This window comes from Mastigocoleus sp. MO_188.B34, from assembly GCF_030065675.1.
GTDB lineage: Bacteria > Cyanobacteriota > Cyanobacteriia > Cyanobacteriales > Nostocaceae > Mastigocoleus.
In genome coordinates this window covers 1-18,571 of the sequence record NZ_JASJDK010000137.1, presented here as the reverse complement: position 1 = coordinate 18,571, position 18,571 = coordinate 1, and the positions used below count along the sequence as shown (strand labels likewise).

Sequence of the window (18,571 nt, the reverse complement as noted above, 5' to 3'; positions counted from 1 at the left end):
AAGAATAGACATCTCCGGAAAAGAATGTAGAGACGTAGCATGCTACGTCTCTACAAGGATTTTGGGTTATACATATTTAATTTCCGGAGAGGTCTAATAGGGAACAGGAAACAGAGAACAGGGAACACAAAATGTCCTAACCTAATTACGTAGCGCTATAACTAAAAAACGACGTGTTAGCAGCAGTACTTTACGGTAAAGAGGATCTACGTTGGGAAAAGATCACAGATCCAACGCCAGAGCAAGGAGAGGTTGTAATCCGAGTTGATGCAGCTACAACCTGCGGTACAGATTTAAAGGTATGGCGACGTGGTGGTCATGCACGAATGCTTAAACCTCCTACTCTTTTTGGTCATGAAGTGGCTGGGACTATTGTCGCTGTGGGTCAAGGTGTTACCAAATGGCAAATTGGCGATCGCGTTGTTGCAAATAATTCTGCTCCCTGCATGGAATGTTTTTTTTGTCAGCGTCAGGAGTTTTCTTTATGTCCCAATCTAACTTGGAATAATGGAACTTTTGCTCAGTTTCTCAAAATTCCAGCGCCAATTGTTAACCATAATATGCTTTCTATCCCTAATGAATTACCCGATGAATTAGCAGCAATTACAGAACCTTTAGCTTGTGTACTCCATGGAGTCGCCCGTTCTGATATTAAAGCAGGCGATCGCGTAGCTGTTTTGGGTGATGGAGCAATTGGATTAATGTTTGTAGCGAAATTAGCCCGCGATTTTTCCGCAGAAGTTTTATTGTTTGGTGGTAATGATTCGCGTTTAGAAATTGGTAAGAAATTAGGCGCAACCCACATTTTTAATCATCATAATTTGGTTGATATCCCTGAAGTGGTGAAGGAATTAACCCAAGGATGGGGTGCAGATGTAGTCATTGAAGCTACGGGAGTACCCAGTGTTTGGGAAACTGCGATCGCTTGCGCTCGTCCTGGTGCAACGGTAAATTTGTTTGGTGGTTGTCCGAGAGATACAACAATTAAAGTTAATACAGAACAATTACATTACAGCGAACTTACACTTAAAGGTGTTTTTCATAATACTCCTCATTTCGTTCGAGAAGCATTATCGTTAATTGCAAGTCGCAAAATACCATTTGATTTATTAATTACTCAAAAGCGAGCATTACAGGATCTAGAACAGGTTTTGTGTGATATGAGAGAACGAAAAGTGGTCAAAGTCGCAATGCTTCCTTAAAAACTTAGCAGCAAGTATTTTAATGTTAAATATTTTTTAACGGTAAATAAATTGTCCCGTGTTGTCTTTCCTCCGCGCTAGAGGCTCCACCGACGCCGCAGACTCTGAATAGACGGGGTTTCCATACTCCCACGATTTTTTATGACTAGTGAATTTTTTAGTCTGCTATAAATTTGGTATTGTTGCACCACTGAAAAAATCTAAATTTAAATTTTTAGTACCAACACCTCAAATTCTCTGTTCCCTGTTCCCTGTTCCCTGTTTCCTACTCTCTGTTCCCCATACTCATAAAAATATTGGTATGGGAAAAACCAAATTATGAAAACATCAAGATCTACCAAGTTGGATCGCTAAACACATTAATAGTCATTTCTTTACGCCCTGGTGGAACAGAGGAAATACAAGCACGGATAATATCCCCATTATCTAGTTCCACAGTACAAGCATGACAAGAACCCATTAAACAACCTGTAGGAATAAGTACCCCTGCACGATCTGCGACATCTAACAGAGGTTCTCCAACCTCAGCTTCAGCAGTAATGTCATCTGGTAAAAAACGGACGCGAACAGTCATGATTCCTAAGTTTTTATAAGAGAAATTATGAGAGAAATGGAGTTAAATCCAAGTGACGTTCTACCTGAACTGCAAGAGAGTCTAACAGATTTTCTCTTTGTTCGCGATAATTTGCAACTCCTGTAGGTAGAGATTTCAAACCTCTTTGCTGACGCAAACGATTTAACCAAGCCCGTCGCCATGGACCATTATCAAAAATTCCATGGAGATAGGTTCCCCAAATTGACTGACAACTATCTACCAATCCCAAATTAGGATCGTCAAACAAAGTATGGAAAACTTGGGGTTGAGCAGACTGTAACTCAGCACGCGATCGCCCTTGATGGATTTCAAAACCAGTAACCGGTAAACCTTCTTGAGGATAATTAGAAGTTATTTGACGTTGACGGGCAATTTTTTGACCGGTAATTACGGTCTTAATTGGTAAAAGATTTAATCCTTGATATCTGCCAGCTTGTCCTTCAATTCCTTCAGGGTCAGCAATCATTTGCCCCATCATTTGGAAACCACCGCAAATACCCAGAATTGTTCCACCAGCAGCGGCATAGTTTTGCAGTGCTTCTGCCATGCCAGTTTTTTGCATCAATATCAAATCAGCAATTGTGGTTTTTGTCCCAGGTAAAATTACTGCATCAGGATGTCCTAATTCATGCTTGGGACTGAGGTATCTAATTGATACGGATGGTTCGGCTTCTAATGGGTCGAAATCTGTAAAATTAGAAATTCTTGGTAAACGAATAACTGCAATATTAATTTCGCTGAAAGATTTCCTGTATCTGCGTTCTAAGAGATCCAAAGAGTCTTCTGCAGGAAATACCTGCTCCATCCAGGGAATAACTCCCACAACTGGAATACCTGTGCGTTCTTCCAACCATTTAATACCTGGTTCGAGAATGGATCTTTGTCCCCGAAACTTATTTATAACTACACCACGAATTAATGCTCTTTCTTCTGGATCTAGCAATTCGAGGGTTCCCACTACATGAGCAAAAGCCCCCCCTCGCTCAATGTCTACAACTAATATGGTGGGAGCGCCTAAATGTTTAGCAATCCGCATGTTACTTAAATCGCGGTGCTTGAGGTTAATCTCCGCAGGGGAACCTGCTCCCTCACAAACTAGTAAGTCGAACTCAGTGGATAAATGTTTGAGGGATTCTTCAATTGTTCGCCACCCTAATTCAAAATATTGCTCGTAATAATCCTTAGCAGTAATTTTACCAACAGGTCTACCTTTAATAATTACTTGGGATGTCATATCCCCTTGGGGTTTAAGCAAAATCGGATTCATTTCAACCCAAGGTACTACCCCCGCAGCCCAAGCTTGCACTGCTTGAGCGTAACCAATTTCTCCTCCATTAGGAGTTACATAGGCGTTTAAAGCCATATTTTGACCTTTGAAGGGAGCGACTCGCCAACCACGCCGCGATAAAATTCGGCAAATAGCCGTTGCAACTAGTGATTTTCCTGCATGGGACGTAGTCCCCACTACCATAATTCCTTTCATAATTAAACTTCACTTTTTACTAACTGAATTTGAGATTTCGAGAGTAAAGGGTGATAGCTAATTCAAAGTATTTCCTCGCAGAAACAAAATTTTAAATTACCATACCCTTTCCCCATAGAGGTTATTATTAATGGGATCGTTTAATTTTAATGTGTTTACTTCAAATATAAGCCTGTTTGTAAAAATACAACTTTTCACCAATAAATCACTTGAAAATTAGCAAGGCACTATGTTTCAGGAGATTTAAGTTTCCCTGAAGTATCTATCCAAAGTAAATACTTGGGTAGTATGAAGATAGCAAATATTTGATAAACTCGGTTTTGCTTTCAGTATATATTGTTCCCTTTGAGGCTTACTTCCTAACTTTTGAGGTGAAATGGGAACCGGAATTTATCAGCTAAAACATCAGAATAAAGGGAAATTTTCAGTATTATCCCACAAGTGATTCAGTAAGATATAAAGATAAAAAACTAGGGAAAAGGAAGATAAAAAACAAAATTTTTAGTTTTTAAGTTTTTTATTTGTACCCAATCCCATTAGCTATTAGAAATGTGGATTAAATAAATTACAAAAGTAGGGTGCTGTTAGCATCGCGTAACGCACCATTCCAAATTTTAGAATTACAGGTTATTAAATTCTCATTCCTTAGTAATTGTTACCAGTTACCAGTTTATGGCTAACGCCACCCCCTTACGGGCTACAGTTACTAGTTACCCATCCCCATTACCAATCCAAAAAGGTAGTCGTAACCAACGGACGAAGAAATTAGATATGCGATCGCGCCATGATGGAGTGCGCCAAGTTTCTGTTTGCTTTGCAAGCTGTCTACCTAAGGGTGTCAGACGAAAACTATCAGTAATTCCTTGTCCGTCAACTTCTCGACGCAAGATACCAACTTGAATTAACCAAACTAAAGCATTATCTACAACTAACTCCGACATTGGTTTGATTGTGTAATCATTCATAATGCCAGATTTACCAGTTATTTCACCCATCCCCACCCGTTCTTCAAGCATTTTTGTAAATAAAGCAGCCTTGAAGGGGGAACAAATTAGTGCGCGTTCTGCTCTCAAAATTGTTTGTTGCGAATAGGAAAAACTTTTCTCGATTTGGGGAGAATGAACATTTGACATTGATTTCAGCGCTTAAACACAAATATTAACCTTATATAATTGTCGATCTGAACTTCATATAAGACAACAAATATAGCAATGCAAGGGATAATAAAAAAAGATGATTAAACCTGCAATTGCCTGAATTACCGACGTTATTACGATCGCAAAATATCGTAAAATCTAAGGCGGCGCTAGCAAACAGGAAGAATTAATCATGGCTCTAGCTGTTGGTACAGATGCACCTGCATTTACCACTAAAGACACAAACGGTAACACTGTTTCCCTATCTGAATTCAAGGGTAAGACAGTTGTTTTGTATTTCTATCCCAAAGATGATACTCCTGGTTGTACTAAGCAGGCTTGTAGTTTTCGGGATGCACGACCTGAATATCAAGGTAAAGATATTGTAGTGCTCGGTGTAAGTGCAGATGATGAAGCTTCTCACCAAGCATTTACTGAAAAATACGGTCTTAATTTTCCATTGCTAGCTGATACAGATCAATCTTTAATCAAGGCTTACGATGTTGATGGTGGCGGTTATGCAAAGCGCGTCACCTATGTTATTGATGGCAATGGAAAAATTACCCACGTGGATGGTACTGTAAATACAACTACCCATGCTCAAGATGTTTTATCAGCGATCGGGTAGTCAGGTATTCCTATACAGACAAAGATAATTAATACCATAACTGATGACTTTGGAGATTACAGCATATATTTGGTGCAATCTTCAAAACTAAATTTTCAAAGTTATACCAATTCAATCAATCATTGCGACAGATTCTCCTGTAGAGACGTACCAGAGGCTAACGCCGACGCCGCAGGCTCTGGTACGTCTCTACAAAAATTTATTTGTCTCATTATTTTTCTAAATTGGTATTAGAATTTGATAATACCAAAACAAAGGCTCTGCCAAAAATATAACTTTTGGACAGAGCCTAGCTTTGTTTCATTAATTTTAATAACTTTAATCTTGGTAGGTAGGTCTAATAATTATTGAATTTGCTGGATTGTTATTTTGCTGTACTCCTGGCTGCTGTGGTTGAAGTTGTTGTTGCTGTTTTTTCCGAAATTCAGCAGCAGCATCATTAATTTGTTGACCGCTGTCACTCGCAAAATTGGGATTAAGATTTCCGAGTTGGGCGTTATGAATTAACTGAAATAAGCTAAATGGGTTTTGTTCCACACCTTGATTGAAAGGATCGTTTTTGTTTCCAAACTGTGAACTATTATTTTGTGGATCGTAGCGTTCGTTATCATAGCTTTTATTGGGGTTAGCTAAACTAACTTGTGGAAAAGTTAATGCAGCTAAACTTACACCTGCTACAGTTGCAAACATTAATTGTTTTAGTGATGTAAACCAGATTTTCATGAAGCTTAAATCTCAGATAGTGTTTGTAAAATCGATATTTTTGAGAGAAACGCTTTAGGGCTTAAAAGAAATCCAAATTATTCAATATGCCACTTAAATATGTCATTTTTTGGCTTATTTAGGTGCAGAGCATAACACATCGAAATAAGAGGTTAATGCTGATGGATTATCTACTTATGGATATACCCTAAAGGATTGTTATAATTAATACTACAAAATTAAGCAAGGGTACGACGTAACCGGGGTTGAATAATTAAAAGTGCGATGGAAGCAAAACCCAGTAAAATCAACATTGCTCCACCAAATGTAACATCACCCCAAAAAGCATGCATTACTATGCTACTTAATCTCCAATCCTGATGAGTATATAGATAACGAATGGGTTCAATTGCATAACTGAGGGGATTCAAAGTTGCAATAACCTGTAACCATTCAGGCATAAATGATAACGGAGCCAATGCAGTACTAGCAAATAACATAGGTAATGTTGCAACAAAAATTACTGCTAATAACTCAATGTGTCCGGGGAGGGCGAAGGATAAACCTAAGCTTAATGCCGTTACACCCAGTGCTAAAAGGAATACAATGAGTGCGATCGCTCCTAAACCAGCTAAACTTGGAATCCCTGCACCTAAAAGTCCTGTAGCAGCAATAATAACTGCAGCTTGAAGAAAGCTTTGGCTAATAATAAAAATTGCCGAAGCCAAAACAATTGAAAACCGAGAGGCGAGGGGAGCGACAAGCAACCGATTCAAAAAACCAAATTCGCGATCGAACATTACTGGTAAACCTGCATTAAGTGCACCAGCAAATGCTGTAAACACAATTATGCCTGCACCAAGAAATTGTCCGTAGTTTGTAGTCTCCCCAAAAATACCTTTGGGCGCGTTTTGGAACAAAGCTCCAAATAGAATCAACCACATTACTGGTTGAACGAGACTTGCAATCAAACTGGAGGGACGTCGCTGTAACTGAATAAATAGACGGCGAGTAAGCGCGAAAGTTTCTTGCACTAATTCACCAAAGAAATTTGGGGTTACATCATTATAAAGTTGTGGTGATGCAACTTGCTGCCAATTAATATCTGGCTTGGGAGGTGTAATAGTTCCACTCATAATGTTTTGGGGATTGGCGACTAGGGATTAGGGATAGCACTGCGTGCCGCCGCTTCGCGCTTTGCGCGCGTTCTTAGCGGCATATGGGGACTGGCGATTAGGTATAAATCACAATTAACTGATAACAGTAAACAGTTAACTGACTCCTATCTCATATTTTGTTTGCGTTCGGCTTTTGGATCGCGGTTACTAGCAGCAGCGATTTCAGCATCCATTAAAGTACGTCCAGTTGCAGCTAAATATACATCATCTAAACTAGGACGGGATTGAGCAATTCCGAAAGTTGGCAAACCAGCAGAATTTAATTCCTTTTGAATACTAATTAAAGCGTCACTTTGTGGTGTAACAACTAAATTTAAAGAATTTCCTTGTGCGCTGTTGATAATTATTTCTTGAACAAAAGGTAGAGATTCCAGTAAGTGTTTAGCTTTTTCTGCTTCTTCTGTGGGAGAAAATTCCCGAATTCGTAGAGTAACGCGATCGCCTCCTAGTTTGTCCTTTAATTCCGAGGGTGTTCCAGTTGCAATGACTGTTCCTTGGTCAATGATTGCAACTCGATCGGCTAAAGCATCAATTTCTTCTAGGTAATGGCTGGTAATTAATACTGTAGTCCCAGCTTTACGTAATTGTCGGAGAAATTCCCAGACAACAAAACGGCTTTCTATATCTAGACCTACAGTAGGTTCATCTAAAACTAAAACATCTGGTGCATGCAGCAAACCTGCAGCTAAATCCAAACGTTTGCGTAAACCACCGGAGTAGGTACCAGTTTTTTTATCGGCATACTCCTGTAACCCAAGTAACTTTAATACAGTGTCAATACGCTGTTTTTTGGCTGAATGGGGTAAATGATAAAGTGCGGCTTGGAGTTGTAGTAATTCCCTTCCAGTAAGTACTTTATCTAAAGCTACTTCTTGTGCTACATAACCAAGTCTTTTTCTTGCTTGCTTGGGATTATCTGTTACTGAAATTCCAGATACTTCAACTTTACCTGCGTCAGGTGTTGTGAGAGTGCATAAAATACGTAATGTTGTAGTTTTGCCTGCACCGTTAGGACCTAATAAGCCAAAGATTTCACCTGGCTGAATTTCGAAAGAAACATCCTTAACGGCTTCAACATTGCCGTATTTTTTTTGGAGACTTTTAATTAAAACGGCAGGGGGCATGGCAAATAATAAGTCGATATACAAATCGCAACAAATATATATCCTTATCTTATCGTTGGAGTCAATTATTGGGGGTTGGGGATTGGGGATTGGCGACTTGCGACTGGGGATAGCACTGCGTGCCGCCGCTTCGCGCTTTGCGCGCGTTCTTAGCGGCATATAGGGATTGGGTATAAGTTTACAATTCACTGATAACTGTAGCCCGTACGGGCGTGGCGTTAGCCATAAACTGATAAGACAAAAAAAACTAATCTCTATCGCCAACTTGGGTAAATTGGGCGCTACCAAAAATTGCTTCTGGATGGCGGTAGTATTTAAATTCCATTAGGTTATAAAACGGATCTTCCAGAAAAAAAGTACGATGCTCTAAAGGTGAACCAAGAAATCGGTCTTTCGGCTCTTCCCGAAAAAGTAATTCCTGTTTTTTTGCTCTTACCAATAAATTTTCCCAATCTTGCTCTACAGTAAAAACAATTCCAAAGTGTCTGGGGTAAATATTCCGTTGTGGCGAGAGTGGTTCTTTAGTCAGGTGAGCAACAATTTGATGTCCATGCAGATTTAAGATTAAGGCGTGACGACTTTCTCGTCCTGGAATACAGCCTAAACCATCTACGTAGTAAGTTTTAGCTTTGGCAATATTAGTAACGGGAAATGCAAGGTGGAATATTGTTTGCTGTTGCATTGCTTTAACATCAAAAAAATATTTATGCACAAAAAACTATATTAATTATCTATTACCGAATACTGAGTAATGAGTAATAATTCAGTAATTTTTAGTATTATCCCAATCCCCAGTCGCCAGAGGCTCCACCGACGCCGTAGGCTCTATGCCGCAAGGCGGCAGGCACGCAGTGCTATCCCCAATCCCCAGTCGCCAATCCCCAGTCGCCAATCCCTAACCCCCACTCAAAACCTCTGCAACTGCAGCTAAACTTCTAGAATCAATTAACATCCAAGCATGAAGTAATACTGGTATGACAATTTCTTTCCCTACGGGCATTTTGGAGCTATTTGCAGGAACAATCATCATATCGAGGGGTGTCCAGATTGAAGTGTAATCTACTTGTTTTAATATCGACATATCCTGATTTAAGTCTTTCAAAAATGCACTTCCAGGACGCATTTGTTTAGCACCCCGACGTTGTGATAGATAAGCAACCCACGTACCATAATGTGGCGATGAAATAGTAATAAATTTTTGTACGCGTTTAATCCCCCCTAACCTTTGTACGTAATATCGACTAACTATTCCCCCCATGCTAAAGCCGACTAAGTCTAAAGCTCGATCTGAATTAAAATTAGTTTTGATATGATTGACTAGCTCTTGTGCTAATTCTTCTAAAGCAGCATCACCATTATTTGGTACTAGGTCAACATCGTATACATCACGACCCTGTTGCTTTAAATAAGAACTCATTTTGCGAAAAACTTTACCCGTGTCCCAAATTCCATGCACAAGCAATACAGGATTGCGTTGCTTTTGTCCAGTATTCATTTAGATAATTACACTGACTTAAACAAAGTTAAAGTAAACTGCTTAACATCTTAATACTTAAGCAGTTTTAGAGGAAATTGATGTTAATCCGAAAATTTAATATTTTTCCACTTGAATTGTATTTCTGCAGTTGTAACTCTGAAGCAATTCGAATAAATTTTCATTGACGACTTAGTGACTACTGTTGGAGGACTAAACAAACATTAATACGGAGACAAAAAAAGTAACAGTTAACTTTTGTTAAGGAACCTTTCATAATCTTGCTCAGAGCTACTAGGAAATTTAATAATTAAATCTGTATATGTACGGGTTGCAACTTTCTAGATTGGGAAGCTTAGCAATTTTTACTCCATGCTTAGATCGCTATCTACAAATAAACTCTGACTATTTTTTTATTAGTCAATAGTTGTCATCCAATCTGGATGTCGTAGAAAATGGGTTAGTGGGTAGATTCTTGATGAAAAGTAACATTCTTCCATAATTTTTTTAATAATTATGGTGGGTTCTTTAGGTTTAGAGGGTAGGAGAATCTCTGATGAGCAAAATTTTTGATTTAGTTACTGGAATTCTTCCAGGAAAAAACAAGGATAATGGTTACTACTTAGAATTGAAGGAAGATGAAGTAAAGTCTCCAGAAACTTCAAAGGTAGCTAAGTCACAGCCAGAGTCGTCAAATGGTGTAGCAGCGGTAAAACCGTTTCCAGAAAATAGTGTAGCTCCAGATACATCTGCATCCAACGGCAAGGCTGCGGAAAAGAAAGAAGCTGAACCAAAATCTAAGAAAGTATCAATTAAAGAGCGTAGAAAAGCAGAAAAGGCGAAAAAATCTCAGCCACCAACTTCGCCACAGACTCCTGTTTCTACAGCACCGGCTAAAACTGTTAAACCACAGGAACCTGTGGAAACTAACTTTGCAACAAAATATTTGATACCAACTAGTACAAATGGTCGGCGACGTCCCGGCGCAAACATGAATTCCTTTTTGGAAATGGCGCGTACCGTAAAAACTCCTATTGTTAAATAGTTGGGTTGATTGTTTGTAGAACTGAGTATATTCGATTCAGCTTTAAAAACTTAAATATTGATGGTAAAAAATCTATATTTCATAGGTTTAGAGCTGAAAGCATCATTAAAAACAAAATTTATGATGAGGGAAGCCTGGTTACTTAAGTGACCGGGTTTTTATGTTTAGCATCAAATACTCAAGTTAGCTAAATAAATCTGTTTTCCCAATACTCAGATGGTTTTTTCATAAAGCTTTGAAATATCAAGTAATGTGCTGTATTACCATTGTGTTTCAATTATTGGTTGTAAATGCATATAGGAATCCGATTTGATTTTTGAACAAGAGTCCGAGAAAACATGGAGGAGTACATCTGTCTAACAGCCAACATGACTAACCAGCATCTACGTAAAGCGATCAGAACAAGCTCTACTCAAATGAACAAATTATAAATTAATACAAAATTTATAATAAATTATTATAGTTACTGTCCATGGCCTGTAGAGTCTGCAAAATAGGTACCAATATTCATTTACTCTTCCTGAGATGAATAAGATTTTATTTTTTGTTCTAATTCATTATTTATAAAATTAGTACCTATCTTGGGTTTATTAAGATCGACTTTGATAAAATTTATTGTATCTTTATCTGTAAACTTTAAGTCTTTATCTGAATCATTCAGGAGCTTAATTAAAACTTCTCCTTGTTCGGGTAACACAAACCAATTAGCTAATTGAGTATTGGCTGGAGTAACCTGAAGTAAATTTTTCCCGGTGAAATCAGAGACATATCCAATAATTGCATCTAAATCATCCAATTTTCCATCTTGATTAGTATCAGTTGTAATCAGTCGGTATAACCAAAAAATTTTTGATGTTTTTTTCTCCTCCTCTGTTTTCGGTGGGACATCAATTTCTAAAAAATTAAAAGATTTAATGATTGCTTGTCTGTTTAATAAAAGACTAGTATTTCCAGTTTTTTTGTTATAAAAAATTATATTATAAATATTTTTGCTTTTATTTGATTTACGACTAAATAAACCTTCTCTTTGTTCATTCTCATCTGGAGATATCCCCACAGGAATTAACACATAATCTGATTGATTTTTGACAACCAAGTCCTCATAAACTATTGTGGTTGGTTCTCGAGAAGGTAAATCATTTGTATTTTGTACTTTTTTTTCCTCAACCTCACCACAGGCTGATAATAATATTCCCAAAATAAATATAAAAAAAAATTTCAAATGGCGAAAATACACGATTAAATTCTCCTTTTAGTCAATAAAATTAAACTTCTGTTCTTCTATGGATTTCTTTACCTATAAGTATTACTCAGGACAAAGTAATAAGTGTAAATTTATGTAAGAACTAAAATGAAAAATATTAACTGCGAACAAAAAAGTCCGTGTATTTTCATACAATATCCCACCCTGTATTGCAATAGCAAAAACCCAGTCAGAGGAAGACTGGGTTCTTACAGAAAGTACTTCTTGTTCAAATTTCTACTAACTTTAATCTAAAGAAACTGTCAAAAAATTACTAAGGTTTACTTTATTCGCAGCAAACTCCACGTATTTTTGTTTTTCCGCATAGGGATATGGCTTTGTCATTTTGTAGCAGTGACTTTGCCACCTTAATTTATATACTGGAGTTCACATGGGCTGAGGACCGATGACACCTTGTCAACAACCCTTAAAATTGTTATTCTACTTTGCTCGGTGTCTTTATATTTTTAAGATATCACTGGTAACTAGTTCAGTCTTGCCTTTTTTACTTAAGTTCATTAGTCTTTAAAGTTCTCAACATAGGCTAGTATTCCGTTACGTTCACTGTATACAGTTATTTTTTGAGCTTTAACTTGGTAGAACTGAGGAATATAAAGAGGAAACTGCTCCTATCTTGGTGGAAAATTAACTAATTGAGTGAGGAGGGAAGTGTGGGAAGAAAAGGAGAAATTTTTATAGGTAATCTTAGCGGAAAGAGAGTAATGTTTACATCTGACATTACAAGGCGATCAGAATCAATATTAATGTAATGTTTACATTCGCGTTGTTGGATCGTGGAATGAAATATGGAATTAAAAATGAAAGTCCTTTAAAATCTTTCTCATCTCCCTTGCGATAGGTATTAGTTGACTTTTGTGGCATACTCCACTTATGGATAGATGTTTAATCAAAAGTTGGCAACAATTTGTTTCAAATTTTCGTCTTTCTAGACCTCAACTGTATCAATGTTAAGAATACTAGTTTTAACTATTACAGGAATGTTTTTGAAGGTGAGTTAGTATCTTGCTTGACAACTCACTAATTTTTGCTGGTTATTTTCTTAGCAGGATTAGTCAGAAAAAGTGTAATTATGACGTTTAATTGTTTACAGCGTTGCTTTTTGGTACTTTTTCTGATTTCCTGGATACTAATTGATTTCCCAGAATTGTTTCATCGTCTCGTTGCCTATAAGTCTTAGGGTTAAATTAATTTCGGGGTTACAGTAGATGCTTATGGAAGATTTGAAGACAACTTCTCATGCACTGAAAGAATGGGCAGTTGCGATTAAAGCCTTGGAAACAGGTAAAACGATTATGTTGCTTCGTAAAGGAGGCATTCATGAAAGAGGTGGTAGTTTCCACGTTGCTCAAAAGGAAGTTTTGCTATATCCGACCTACGAGCACCAACAGGCATTTATGCTCAAATCTGAGTACGCCGATATCATCTCTCCTGTAACACCTGGTTGGCGTCCAGAAACGGTTCGAATTAGTAGTTGGGCTTCTATTACTGACATTTTGCCAATTAATAATGAATCAATTGTTAATTCGCTATTACCGTTTCATATTTGGAACAAGTACTTTATTTGTGATCGCTTGAAGTGGAAGCCATCACAACCACTGTATGTTCTATTGCTAAGAACTTATAAACTACCCCAAAGCCAAGAAATTATCTATCGTCGGCAATATGGGGGTTGTAAATCATGGATTGATTTAGCAGAAAATGTTGATGTTTCTCGTTCAACACCAGTATTAGGAGATTATATTTACTCACAACTAGTTGAGAAAATTCGCAGTTTAATTGGTGACAAACTATATGCTCCATATGTATAGTACGAGATTATCTAGCATTAAGTATTTATAAATACACGCAATATTTTTAACCACAGTTTATACTTTATGCATAAAAGTACTTAATAATGCTTATGAATGACATTGATTACGTATCTATACTGCAAAATTTACAACGTCTGTGGTTTTTATATTGCAACTAATTTCAAGTATTTAATTCAAGTATTTAAAACTTGCAACAATATTACTTTAAAGTATAAATACTAACGTCAGTTCGTGCATCTCCAAATAAATTAAAAGGAGTTTGTTGTGAAAGGACAAATGTGCTGGTTATCTCGTTCTGGTCAGGATGGTGAGAAGATTTTACATTTGCGCTCTGCATCTCACGAACCATGGCGTCCATATACAGCTTTTGGAAAATATATTGAGCCAGATTACCAAATTCCTGGCGGTTCTAAAGGTTTTGCTACTTACCAAAAACTATTGAAGGCTGGTTGGACTTTATTACCAAGCAATCCACCACAATAATTCACTTACTCTACAAAGACAGGTTTGTTTTACCGAAAAATTTGAGTCTAAAGCCTCGCCTTTATAAGGCAGCTTTCTGATATAATTCGTCCCAGAGGTTAGGGTAATCAACCTCTTAAACACCCAGTGCCGAGAGGTAGCGAACCTTGAAAACCTTCATATACGGTGTTTTGTGCAGAAAAGCTTGCTATTGTAAAATCTTTAAGCATCAAGCACCCCAGAAACCAAATTTTCTAGTCTTCTCAAGGTAGGGTAGGGCATGCCCAAACCAACTCTGTAATGGGTTAAACGCTTAAGGAGAGAACCATCTCTGGGCTAGATACCGTAAGGAATTTAGTTTAAGTGGACTCGTTGAACTAAGAATCTCCGTCCTTATAGGACGGCAGAGTGTCAAATTCTCACCACCAGAAAGAGTGGGTTTTGTGTCCCTAAGCTATAAAGTATAAGTTGAAATATTAAAATTCAGGTATAGGTTTTTCTGTGCCACGCAAACGTTTGATAATTGAAATGGCTATGGGAATTGACCAACACGGACAAGAACCCACAGTCGCAGCAGCAAGGGCGGTAAGAAATGCGATCGCTCATAATGCTTTACCTGGTGTTTGGGAAGTTGCTGGTTTAAGTGATCCAAATGAGATGATAGTGGAGGTACAAGTCGCGGTACCTTATCCAGAACAAGTTAGGGAAGAAGAAGTTTTAGCTGTATTACCTTTTGGTAAAAAGACTCTGACACTTGAATCTGGTGGGATGGTAGTTGAAGGAAAAGCCATTCCCGTCCTCAATGACAAAAATGACGAAATGCTGATTGCAGTTGCAGCAATAACAGTTCTAATTGAGAATTAGTAACTGGTTTAATAGTAAATAACAAACTGCTGTTACAATGCTAAGCCAGGGTAAACAACTTGCTACCCATGTGAATTGAGAATCCTACGGTTCTACGCATGGGCTCTTTTATTTTAAAGTGCAATAAACATCTTGATATTGCAAATTTTAGTCACTCGGGAAAGGAATTTAAATTCATGTCGCCAGAAGCAATCAAAGAAGTGATAGCCACCTACTACGCGAATATGGCGGCGATGAATCCTCAGGGATGGGTAGAAAACTTTGCCGAAGATGCTGTGAGTCACGATCCAGTGGGCGAACCACCCGCTAAAGTCCATGAGGGATTTCGGGAATTTATTGGACAACTACAAGCCGTATTTGCAAGCCTTAAAGCTACAACAGAACATATTTTTATTACCGGTCATGAAGCTGCTGTAAAGTGGAAAATCCAAGGAATTAGCAAAACTAACAAAACTGTAATCTTTGAAGGTATAACTGTATTTAAATTTAATGATTCCGGAAAAATTAAAACAACTCGAGCCTACTGGGATCCTGCAGCAATGGTGGCACAATTACGTTCTTAAGGCATAGTTATATTAACTAAACTAAAATTAGGCATATGTGGAAGTCTCTGGTTGTAAGTCCAAAAGACATTTACTAACCTAATTCCAGTCAAAACTATGTCTCAAGAAAATGACAATGCTCTTCCAGTATCTGATTTGAGTAAGCTTAAATTAGTACATTTTGCAGACTTAATTAGAGCCGCACAGTTAATTTATGACCCAGGGAAGGGGGTATCTGGGGTCTTTAGAGAGGTCAACTGGTCAGAATTTGGCATTCCCCATGAAGTTGCAGAAAATCTCAAGCATCTTGGTAAAGAGTACCAGTATTCTTCGCCTCATATACCCGTTGAGGATATTTGGAGCAAACTGAATTTAGAAACTCGTGTTTGGTTTCTTGAAAATAAAGATAATTTATGGGAAATCGAAGAATTTTTCCCTGCTCTTGATGAAGATTGAAATTTACTCATTTACTCCAAGGTATTGCTAATTTAAGGTCGTAAAAGTAAATTTTTCCCATAAATTTGGTGGAGACGTTTAATATAGCGTCTCTACAAACTTTTAGGGCTCTTGCGATCGCACAATCCCCGATCTAGCATTTCAAAGCAGGCTTTAAACTAAGTTAGGGATTTCAGTTAATCAAATCTTAACTACCACTGAGTTATAATTACAATCTAAGTCGTATATTAATTTAATGTATTATTTTGCACGTAACTTTCAATTCGCCAGTGCTATGATTCTGTGTACTTTAATCAAACAACTTTGTTGATAAAAGTTAATGTCTTGGAATTTGAGTGACTTATTTGGTACAAATTATTTGGTACAAAGTTTAACTTCGACGTGCAGAAAATTTGGTTAAGTGCTTCGATCCAGAATAATAGACTTACCAAAACATAATATGTAAAGTCTTTTTTTGTATCTGGAGCTTAACTTTTACTTCTTATTTCACGAAGAAAATTTATTAATTCAGATTTCTCGCACAAAAAATTAAATAGGGCTTGCTGAAAAAGTAGAGTTTCGCGAATCTAGAAGCCACACAGCTTGCAAAATATTAAGTTTCCTCCCTTGGTTTCTAATTTAACCAGGGATATCAGGGACTAAAGTGCAAAGTTTTTGAGAATATAAACATTATTTCCTTGCATTTTTTTGTACCAAAAAAGCATAAAAAGCTTGTCTGTTATAGGTTTCAGTTTTATTCAGCAAGCCCTAAATCGGACTTGCACTTTGGGTTGTGGCAAAATTGGCTTGTATTCTAGAAGCAGATGACACGATCTATAAACTTGCCTACTTGCCATGACATAAATTCAAGCAGAGATATAATGTCTGCTGTAATTTTTCATTCTCGACTTCAAAAGTTACTCATTGTGGCTATATCTTGGATTAATTTCAGTAGATGGAAAACTTTTTGAAAAAGAGATAATTGCAAGCAAAAATCATTCGTGAGAACTTAAAGAAGAACCCCAAAAGTCAAGAGGTAATTTACAAAATACAATAAACAGTTAAAACGCTGATAAATGATAGGTTTGAGCTTGGTATCTGACTTACCCCAAACCAATGAGCAGCAAAAAAACCAACCGGGATCATGGCAAGAAGAAACATCATCCACTGATTGAGAGCGAAGCGATGGCATCTCATCTACAGGAATTGCTAAGTCCAGCAATTTTTAATCAACAAGCCCTGTTTCGACAGTTGGGAATGAGGAATCGTATTCTCAATTTGCCTTTAATGCTTGCGGCAGTGTTAACTCTTTTATGGCGCAATGTTCCGGGTGTCCAAGAATTAACTCGTCTGTTACACAAAGAAGGTTTTCTATGGGTAGAAGCGACCAAGGTTACTCAGAAAGCTCTTTCTAAAAGATTTTTAACATTCCCAGCTATTTTATTCGAAAAAGTATTTAAAGAATTATTACCTCACCTACAACAGCAGTGGAATTCTCGTCAAAAACGTCCTTTACCTGACAGCGTAAGTTTTGCTCTTTCTCATTTTAAAAAAATATGGATTGTAGATGGTTCGACACTAGAAGCGTTATTTAGAAAACTAAAGAGTTTAGAAGAGGTTCCACCAGGAACATTGGCAGGAAAAATAGTAACTGTGATTGATTTAGCTACTCGTCTTCCGGTGGAGATTTGGTTGACAACTAAGGCTTCTAGGTCAGATGTGAAATTTGAGCAAGATATCTTAAATTTAGTGTCAGCAAATACTTTACTTTTATTAGATAGAGGATTCTATCATTTTCATTTCTGGCAACAATTGATTGAGCAAAAAGTTGACTTTATTACTCGAATCAAAAAAGGTGCATCTTTTCAGGTTAAAGAAGTATTTAGTAATAGCTATGCTTTGCGTGATAGGTTGATTATTCTTGGTTGTGGCAAGAATAATACACCAGTTTTAACCTTACGATTAGTCGAAATTCGCTCAAAAAAACAATGGCATTCCTATTTAACTTCAGTTCTTGAACCTACTATTCTACCACCTTATGTTGTGGCTGATTTATACCGACGACGTTGGCGTATTGAACAAGCTTTTAACACGGTGAAACGTTTACTTGATTTGAGTTATTTATGGACGGGTTCAATTAATGGTATTCAATTACAAATTTGGGCGACTTGGTTATTTTATGCTGTATTAGTTGATTTAGGTGATTCTGTTGCTGAGGAACTCTCTTTACCCTTTGAGCAAATTTCTTTAGAGATGATTTACCGGGGTTTATATCATTTTAATGTTGCTTACAACAAAGGTAAAGCCACTGACCCAGTTCGATATTTTTCTGACCCTAACAATCAGGATCTAGGCATCGTTAAACGCAAAAGAAAACCTAACATAAAATTGATTGTTGCTCCTTTCCCTGACCGACAAAGAGGACAAGAGAACTTTTTCTTCCAAAACCCCTTGACATCTTGCTCTTCAGCTTAAGTTCTCACCAATGAGCAAAAATGCACTTTCTATGGAGAACAGACTCCCAAATTGTCAGTAAAAAAATGACTTAGAAAACTATTAATTCAATACAAATGTTCTAACAACAGAGAAAAAATATAAGTATTAGTTATATAATTATGTATTTTAG

18 protein-coding genes are annotated in these 18,571 nt (G+C 37.3%); 9 read left to right on the top strand and 9 right to left on the bottom strand.

Translation table 11 applies throughout. The features are described 5' to 3' along the window. The first annotated feature begins 173 nt into the window (after positions 1 to 173). The gene (locus tag QNJ50_RS24130; protein WP_300640658.1) at positions 174 to 1,202 is read left to right on the top strand and encodes a zinc-binding dehydrogenase; all 1,029 of its coding nucleotides are present in this window, start codon (positions 174 to 176) and stop codon (positions 1,200 to 1,202) included. 334 nt (positions 1,203 to 1,536) lie between these two features. Here QNJ50_RS24130 and QNJ50_RS24125 read toward each other — a convergent pair whose 3' ends face one another. From QNJ50_RS24125 to QNJ50_RS24115, 3 genes are all read right to left on the bottom strand, one after another. After that, positions 1,537 to 1,776: a 2Fe-2S iron-sulfur cluster-binding protein gene (locus tag QNJ50_RS24125; protein ID WP_300640656.1), complete on the bottom strand. Its 240-nt coding sequence runs from the start codon at positions 1,774 to 1,776 to the stop codon at positions 1,537 to 1,539. A 25-nt stretch (positions 1,777 to 1,801) separates the two neighbouring features. Continuing rightward, positions 1,802 to 3,280, bottom strand: a complete 1,479-nt coding sequence (gene cobQ, locus QNJ50_RS24120) for a cobyric acid synthase CobQ (RefSeq protein WP_300640654.1) — start codon at positions 3,278 to 3,280, stop codon at positions 1,802 to 1,804. Between the two features lie 710 nt (positions 3,281 to 3,990). Further along, positions 3,991 to 4,413: an Npun_F0494 family protein gene (locus QNJ50_RS24115; RefSeq protein WP_300640652.1), complete on the bottom strand. Its 423-nt coding sequence runs from the start codon at positions 4,411 to 4,413 to the stop codon at positions 3,991 to 3,993. Positions 4,414 to 4,609: 196 nt separating this feature from the next. Here QNJ50_RS24115 and QNJ50_RS24110 point away from each other — a divergent pair, with 196 nt between their 5' ends. Further along, a complete protein-coding gene (locus QNJ50_RS24110) occupies positions 4,610 to 5,044 on the top strand; it encodes a peroxiredoxin (RefSeq protein ID WP_300640650.1) in 435 nt (144 codons plus the stop codon). A 318-nt stretch (positions 5,045 to 5,362) separates the two neighbouring features. Here QNJ50_RS24110 and QNJ50_RS24105 read toward each other — a convergent pair whose 3' ends face one another. The 5 genes from QNJ50_RS24105 to QNJ50_RS24085 all read right to left on the bottom strand — a co-directional run bounded on the left by QNJ50_RS24105 (position 5,363) and on the right by QNJ50_RS24085 (position 9,543). Continuing rightward, positions 5,363 to 5,767, bottom strand: coding sequence for a hypothetical protein (locus tag QNJ50_RS24105; RefSeq protein WP_300640648.1), 405 nt, complete (start codon positions 5,765 to 5,767; stop codon positions 5,363 to 5,365). A 218-nt stretch (positions 5,768 to 5,985) separates the two neighbouring features. Then, a complete protein-coding gene (locus tag QNJ50_RS24100; protein WP_300640646.1) occupies positions 5,986 to 6,882 on the bottom strand; it encodes an ABC transporter permease in 897 nt (298 codons plus the stop codon). Between the two features lie 146 nt (positions 6,883 to 7,028). Then, positions 7,029 to 8,048: an ABC transporter ATP-binding protein gene (locus QNJ50_RS24095; protein ID WP_300640664.1), complete on the bottom strand. Its 1,020-nt coding sequence runs from the start codon at positions 8,046 to 8,048 to the stop codon at positions 7,029 to 7,031. A gap of 247 nt (positions 8,049 to 8,295) precedes the next feature. Beyond that, positions 8,296 to 8,730 carry a VOC family protein gene (locus QNJ50_RS24090; protein WP_300640644.1) on the bottom strand — a complete coding sequence of 145 codons (435 nt, stop codon included), beginning with the start codon at positions 8,728 to 8,730 and terminating at the stop codon, positions 8,296 to 8,298. Between the two features lie 213 nt (positions 8,731 to 8,943). Then, positions 8,944 to 9,543: an alpha/beta fold hydrolase gene (locus tag QNJ50_RS24085; RefSeq protein ID WP_300640642.1), complete on the bottom strand. Its 600-nt coding sequence runs from the start codon at positions 9,541 to 9,543 to the stop codon at positions 8,944 to 8,946. 535 nt (positions 9,544 to 10,078) lie between these two features. On the opposite strand from QNJ50_RS24085, the gene QNJ50_RS24080 reads away from it, so the two are divergent. Then, positions 10,079 to 10,567 (top strand): hypothetical protein, encoded by a 489-nt coding sequence (locus QNJ50_RS24080; RefSeq protein WP_300640640.1) that lies wholly within the window; start codon positions 10,079 to 10,081, stop codon positions 10,565 to 10,567. Between the two features lie 511 nt (positions 10,568 to 11,078). Here the strand turns inward: QNJ50_RS24080 and QNJ50_RS24075 are convergent. Continuing rightward, entirely contained in the window at positions 11,079 to 11,804 is a 726-nt protein-coding gene (locus QNJ50_RS24075; RefSeq protein ID WP_300640638.1) for a hypothetical protein, read from the bottom strand. A gap of 1,232 nt (positions 11,805 to 13,036) precedes the next feature. Here QNJ50_RS24075 and QNJ50_RS24070 point away from each other — a divergent pair. The 6 genes from QNJ50_RS24070 to QNJ50_RS24045 all read left to right on the top strand — a co-directional run bounded on the left by QNJ50_RS24070 (position 13,037) and on the right by QNJ50_RS24045 (position 18,420). Further along, positions 13,037 to 13,639, top strand: coding sequence for a DUF1802 family protein (locus tag QNJ50_RS24070; RefSeq protein WP_300640636.1), 603 nt, complete (start codon positions 13,037 to 13,039; stop codon positions 13,637 to 13,639). A gap of 279 nt (positions 13,640 to 13,918) precedes the next feature. Beyond that, a complete protein-coding gene (locus QNJ50_RS24065) occupies positions 13,919 to 14,125 on the top strand; it encodes a hypothetical protein (RefSeq protein ID WP_300640662.1) in 207 nt (68 codons plus the stop codon). A 480-nt stretch (positions 14,126 to 14,605) separates the two neighbouring features. Then, the gene (locus QNJ50_RS24060; RefSeq protein ID WP_300640634.1) at positions 14,606 to 14,968 is read left to right on the top strand and encodes a Lin0512 family protein; all 363 of its coding nucleotides are present in this window, start codon (positions 14,606 to 14,608) and stop codon (positions 14,966 to 14,968) included. 176 nt (positions 14,969 to 15,144) lie between these two features. After that, a complete protein-coding gene (locus tag QNJ50_RS24055; RefSeq protein WP_300640632.1) occupies positions 15,145 to 15,531 on the top strand; it encodes a nuclear transport factor 2 family protein in 387 nt (128 codons plus the stop codon). Positions 15,532 to 15,627: 96 nt separating this feature from the next. Continuing rightward, a complete protein-coding gene (locus QNJ50_RS24050) occupies positions 15,628 to 15,966 on the top strand; it encodes a hypothetical protein (RefSeq protein ID WP_300640630.1) in 339 nt (112 codons plus the stop codon). A gap of 1,146 nt (positions 15,967 to 17,112) precedes the next feature. After that, complete coding sequence (locus tag QNJ50_RS24045) at positions 17,113 to 18,420, top strand: IS4 family transposase (protein ID WP_300640659.1); 1,308 nt, start codon at positions 17,113 to 17,115, stop codon at positions 18,418 to 18,420. The last annotated feature ends 151 nt before the right edge of the window (positions 18,421 to 18,571 follow it).

What these genes read in the sequence shown, in the direction of transcription:
- QNJ50_RS24105 (WP_300640648.1), bottom strand. Translation starts at nt 5,767, where the DNA reads ATGAAAATCTGGTTTACATCACTAAAACAATTAATGTTTGCAACTGTA.
- QNJ50_RS24085 (WP_300640642.1), bottom strand. Translation starts at nt 9,543, where the DNA reads ATGAATACTGGACAAAAGCAACGCAATCCTGTATTGCTTGTGCATGGA.
- QNJ50_RS24065 (WP_300640662.1), top strand. Translation starts at nt 13,919, where the DNA reads ATGTGCTGGTTATCTCGTTCTGGTCAGGATGGTGAGAAGATTTTACAT.
- QNJ50_RS24070 (WP_300640636.1), top strand. Translation starts at nt 13,037, where the DNA reads ATGCTTATGGAAGATTTGAAGACAACTTCTCATGCACTGAAAGAATGG.
- QNJ50_RS24055 (WP_300640632.1), top strand. Translation starts at nt 15,145, where the DNA reads ATGTCGCCAGAAGCAATCAAAGAAGTGATAGCCACCTACTACGCGAAT.
- QNJ50_RS24050 (WP_300640630.1), top strand. Translation starts at nt 15,628, where the DNA reads ATGTCTCAAGAAAATGACAATGCTCTTCCAGTATCTGATTTGAGTAAG.
- cobQ (WP_300640654.1), bottom strand. Translation starts at nt 3,280, where the DNA reads ATGAAAGGAATTATGGTAGTGGGGACTACGTCCCATGCAGGAAAATCA.
- QNJ50_RS24095 (WP_300640664.1), bottom strand. Translation starts at nt 8,048, where the DNA reads ATGCCCCCTGCCGTTTTAATTAAAAGTCTCCAAAAAAAATACGGCAAT.
- QNJ50_RS24100 (WP_300640646.1), bottom strand. Translation starts at nt 6,882, where the DNA reads ATGAGTGGAACTATTACACCTCCCAAGCCAGATATTAATTGGCAGCAA.
- QNJ50_RS24125 (WP_300640656.1), bottom strand. Translation starts at nt 1,776, where the DNA reads ATGACTGTTCGCGTCCGTTTTTTACCAGATGACATTACTGCTGAAGCT.
- QNJ50_RS24110 (WP_300640650.1), top strand. Translation starts at nt 4,610, where the DNA reads ATGGCTCTAGCTGTTGGTACAGATGCACCTGCATTTACCACTAAAGAC.
- QNJ50_RS24090 (WP_300640644.1), bottom strand. Translation starts at nt 8,730, where the DNA reads ATGCAACAGCAAACAATATTCCACCTTGCATTTCCCGTTACTAATATT.
- QNJ50_RS24115 (WP_300640652.1), bottom strand. Translation starts at nt 4,413, where the DNA reads ATGTCAAATGTTCATTCTCCCCAAATCGAGAAAAGTTTTTCCTATTCG.
- QNJ50_RS24080 (WP_300640640.1), top strand. Translation starts at nt 10,079, where the DNA reads ATGAGCAAAATTTTTGATTTAGTTACTGGAATTCTTCCAGGAAAAAAC.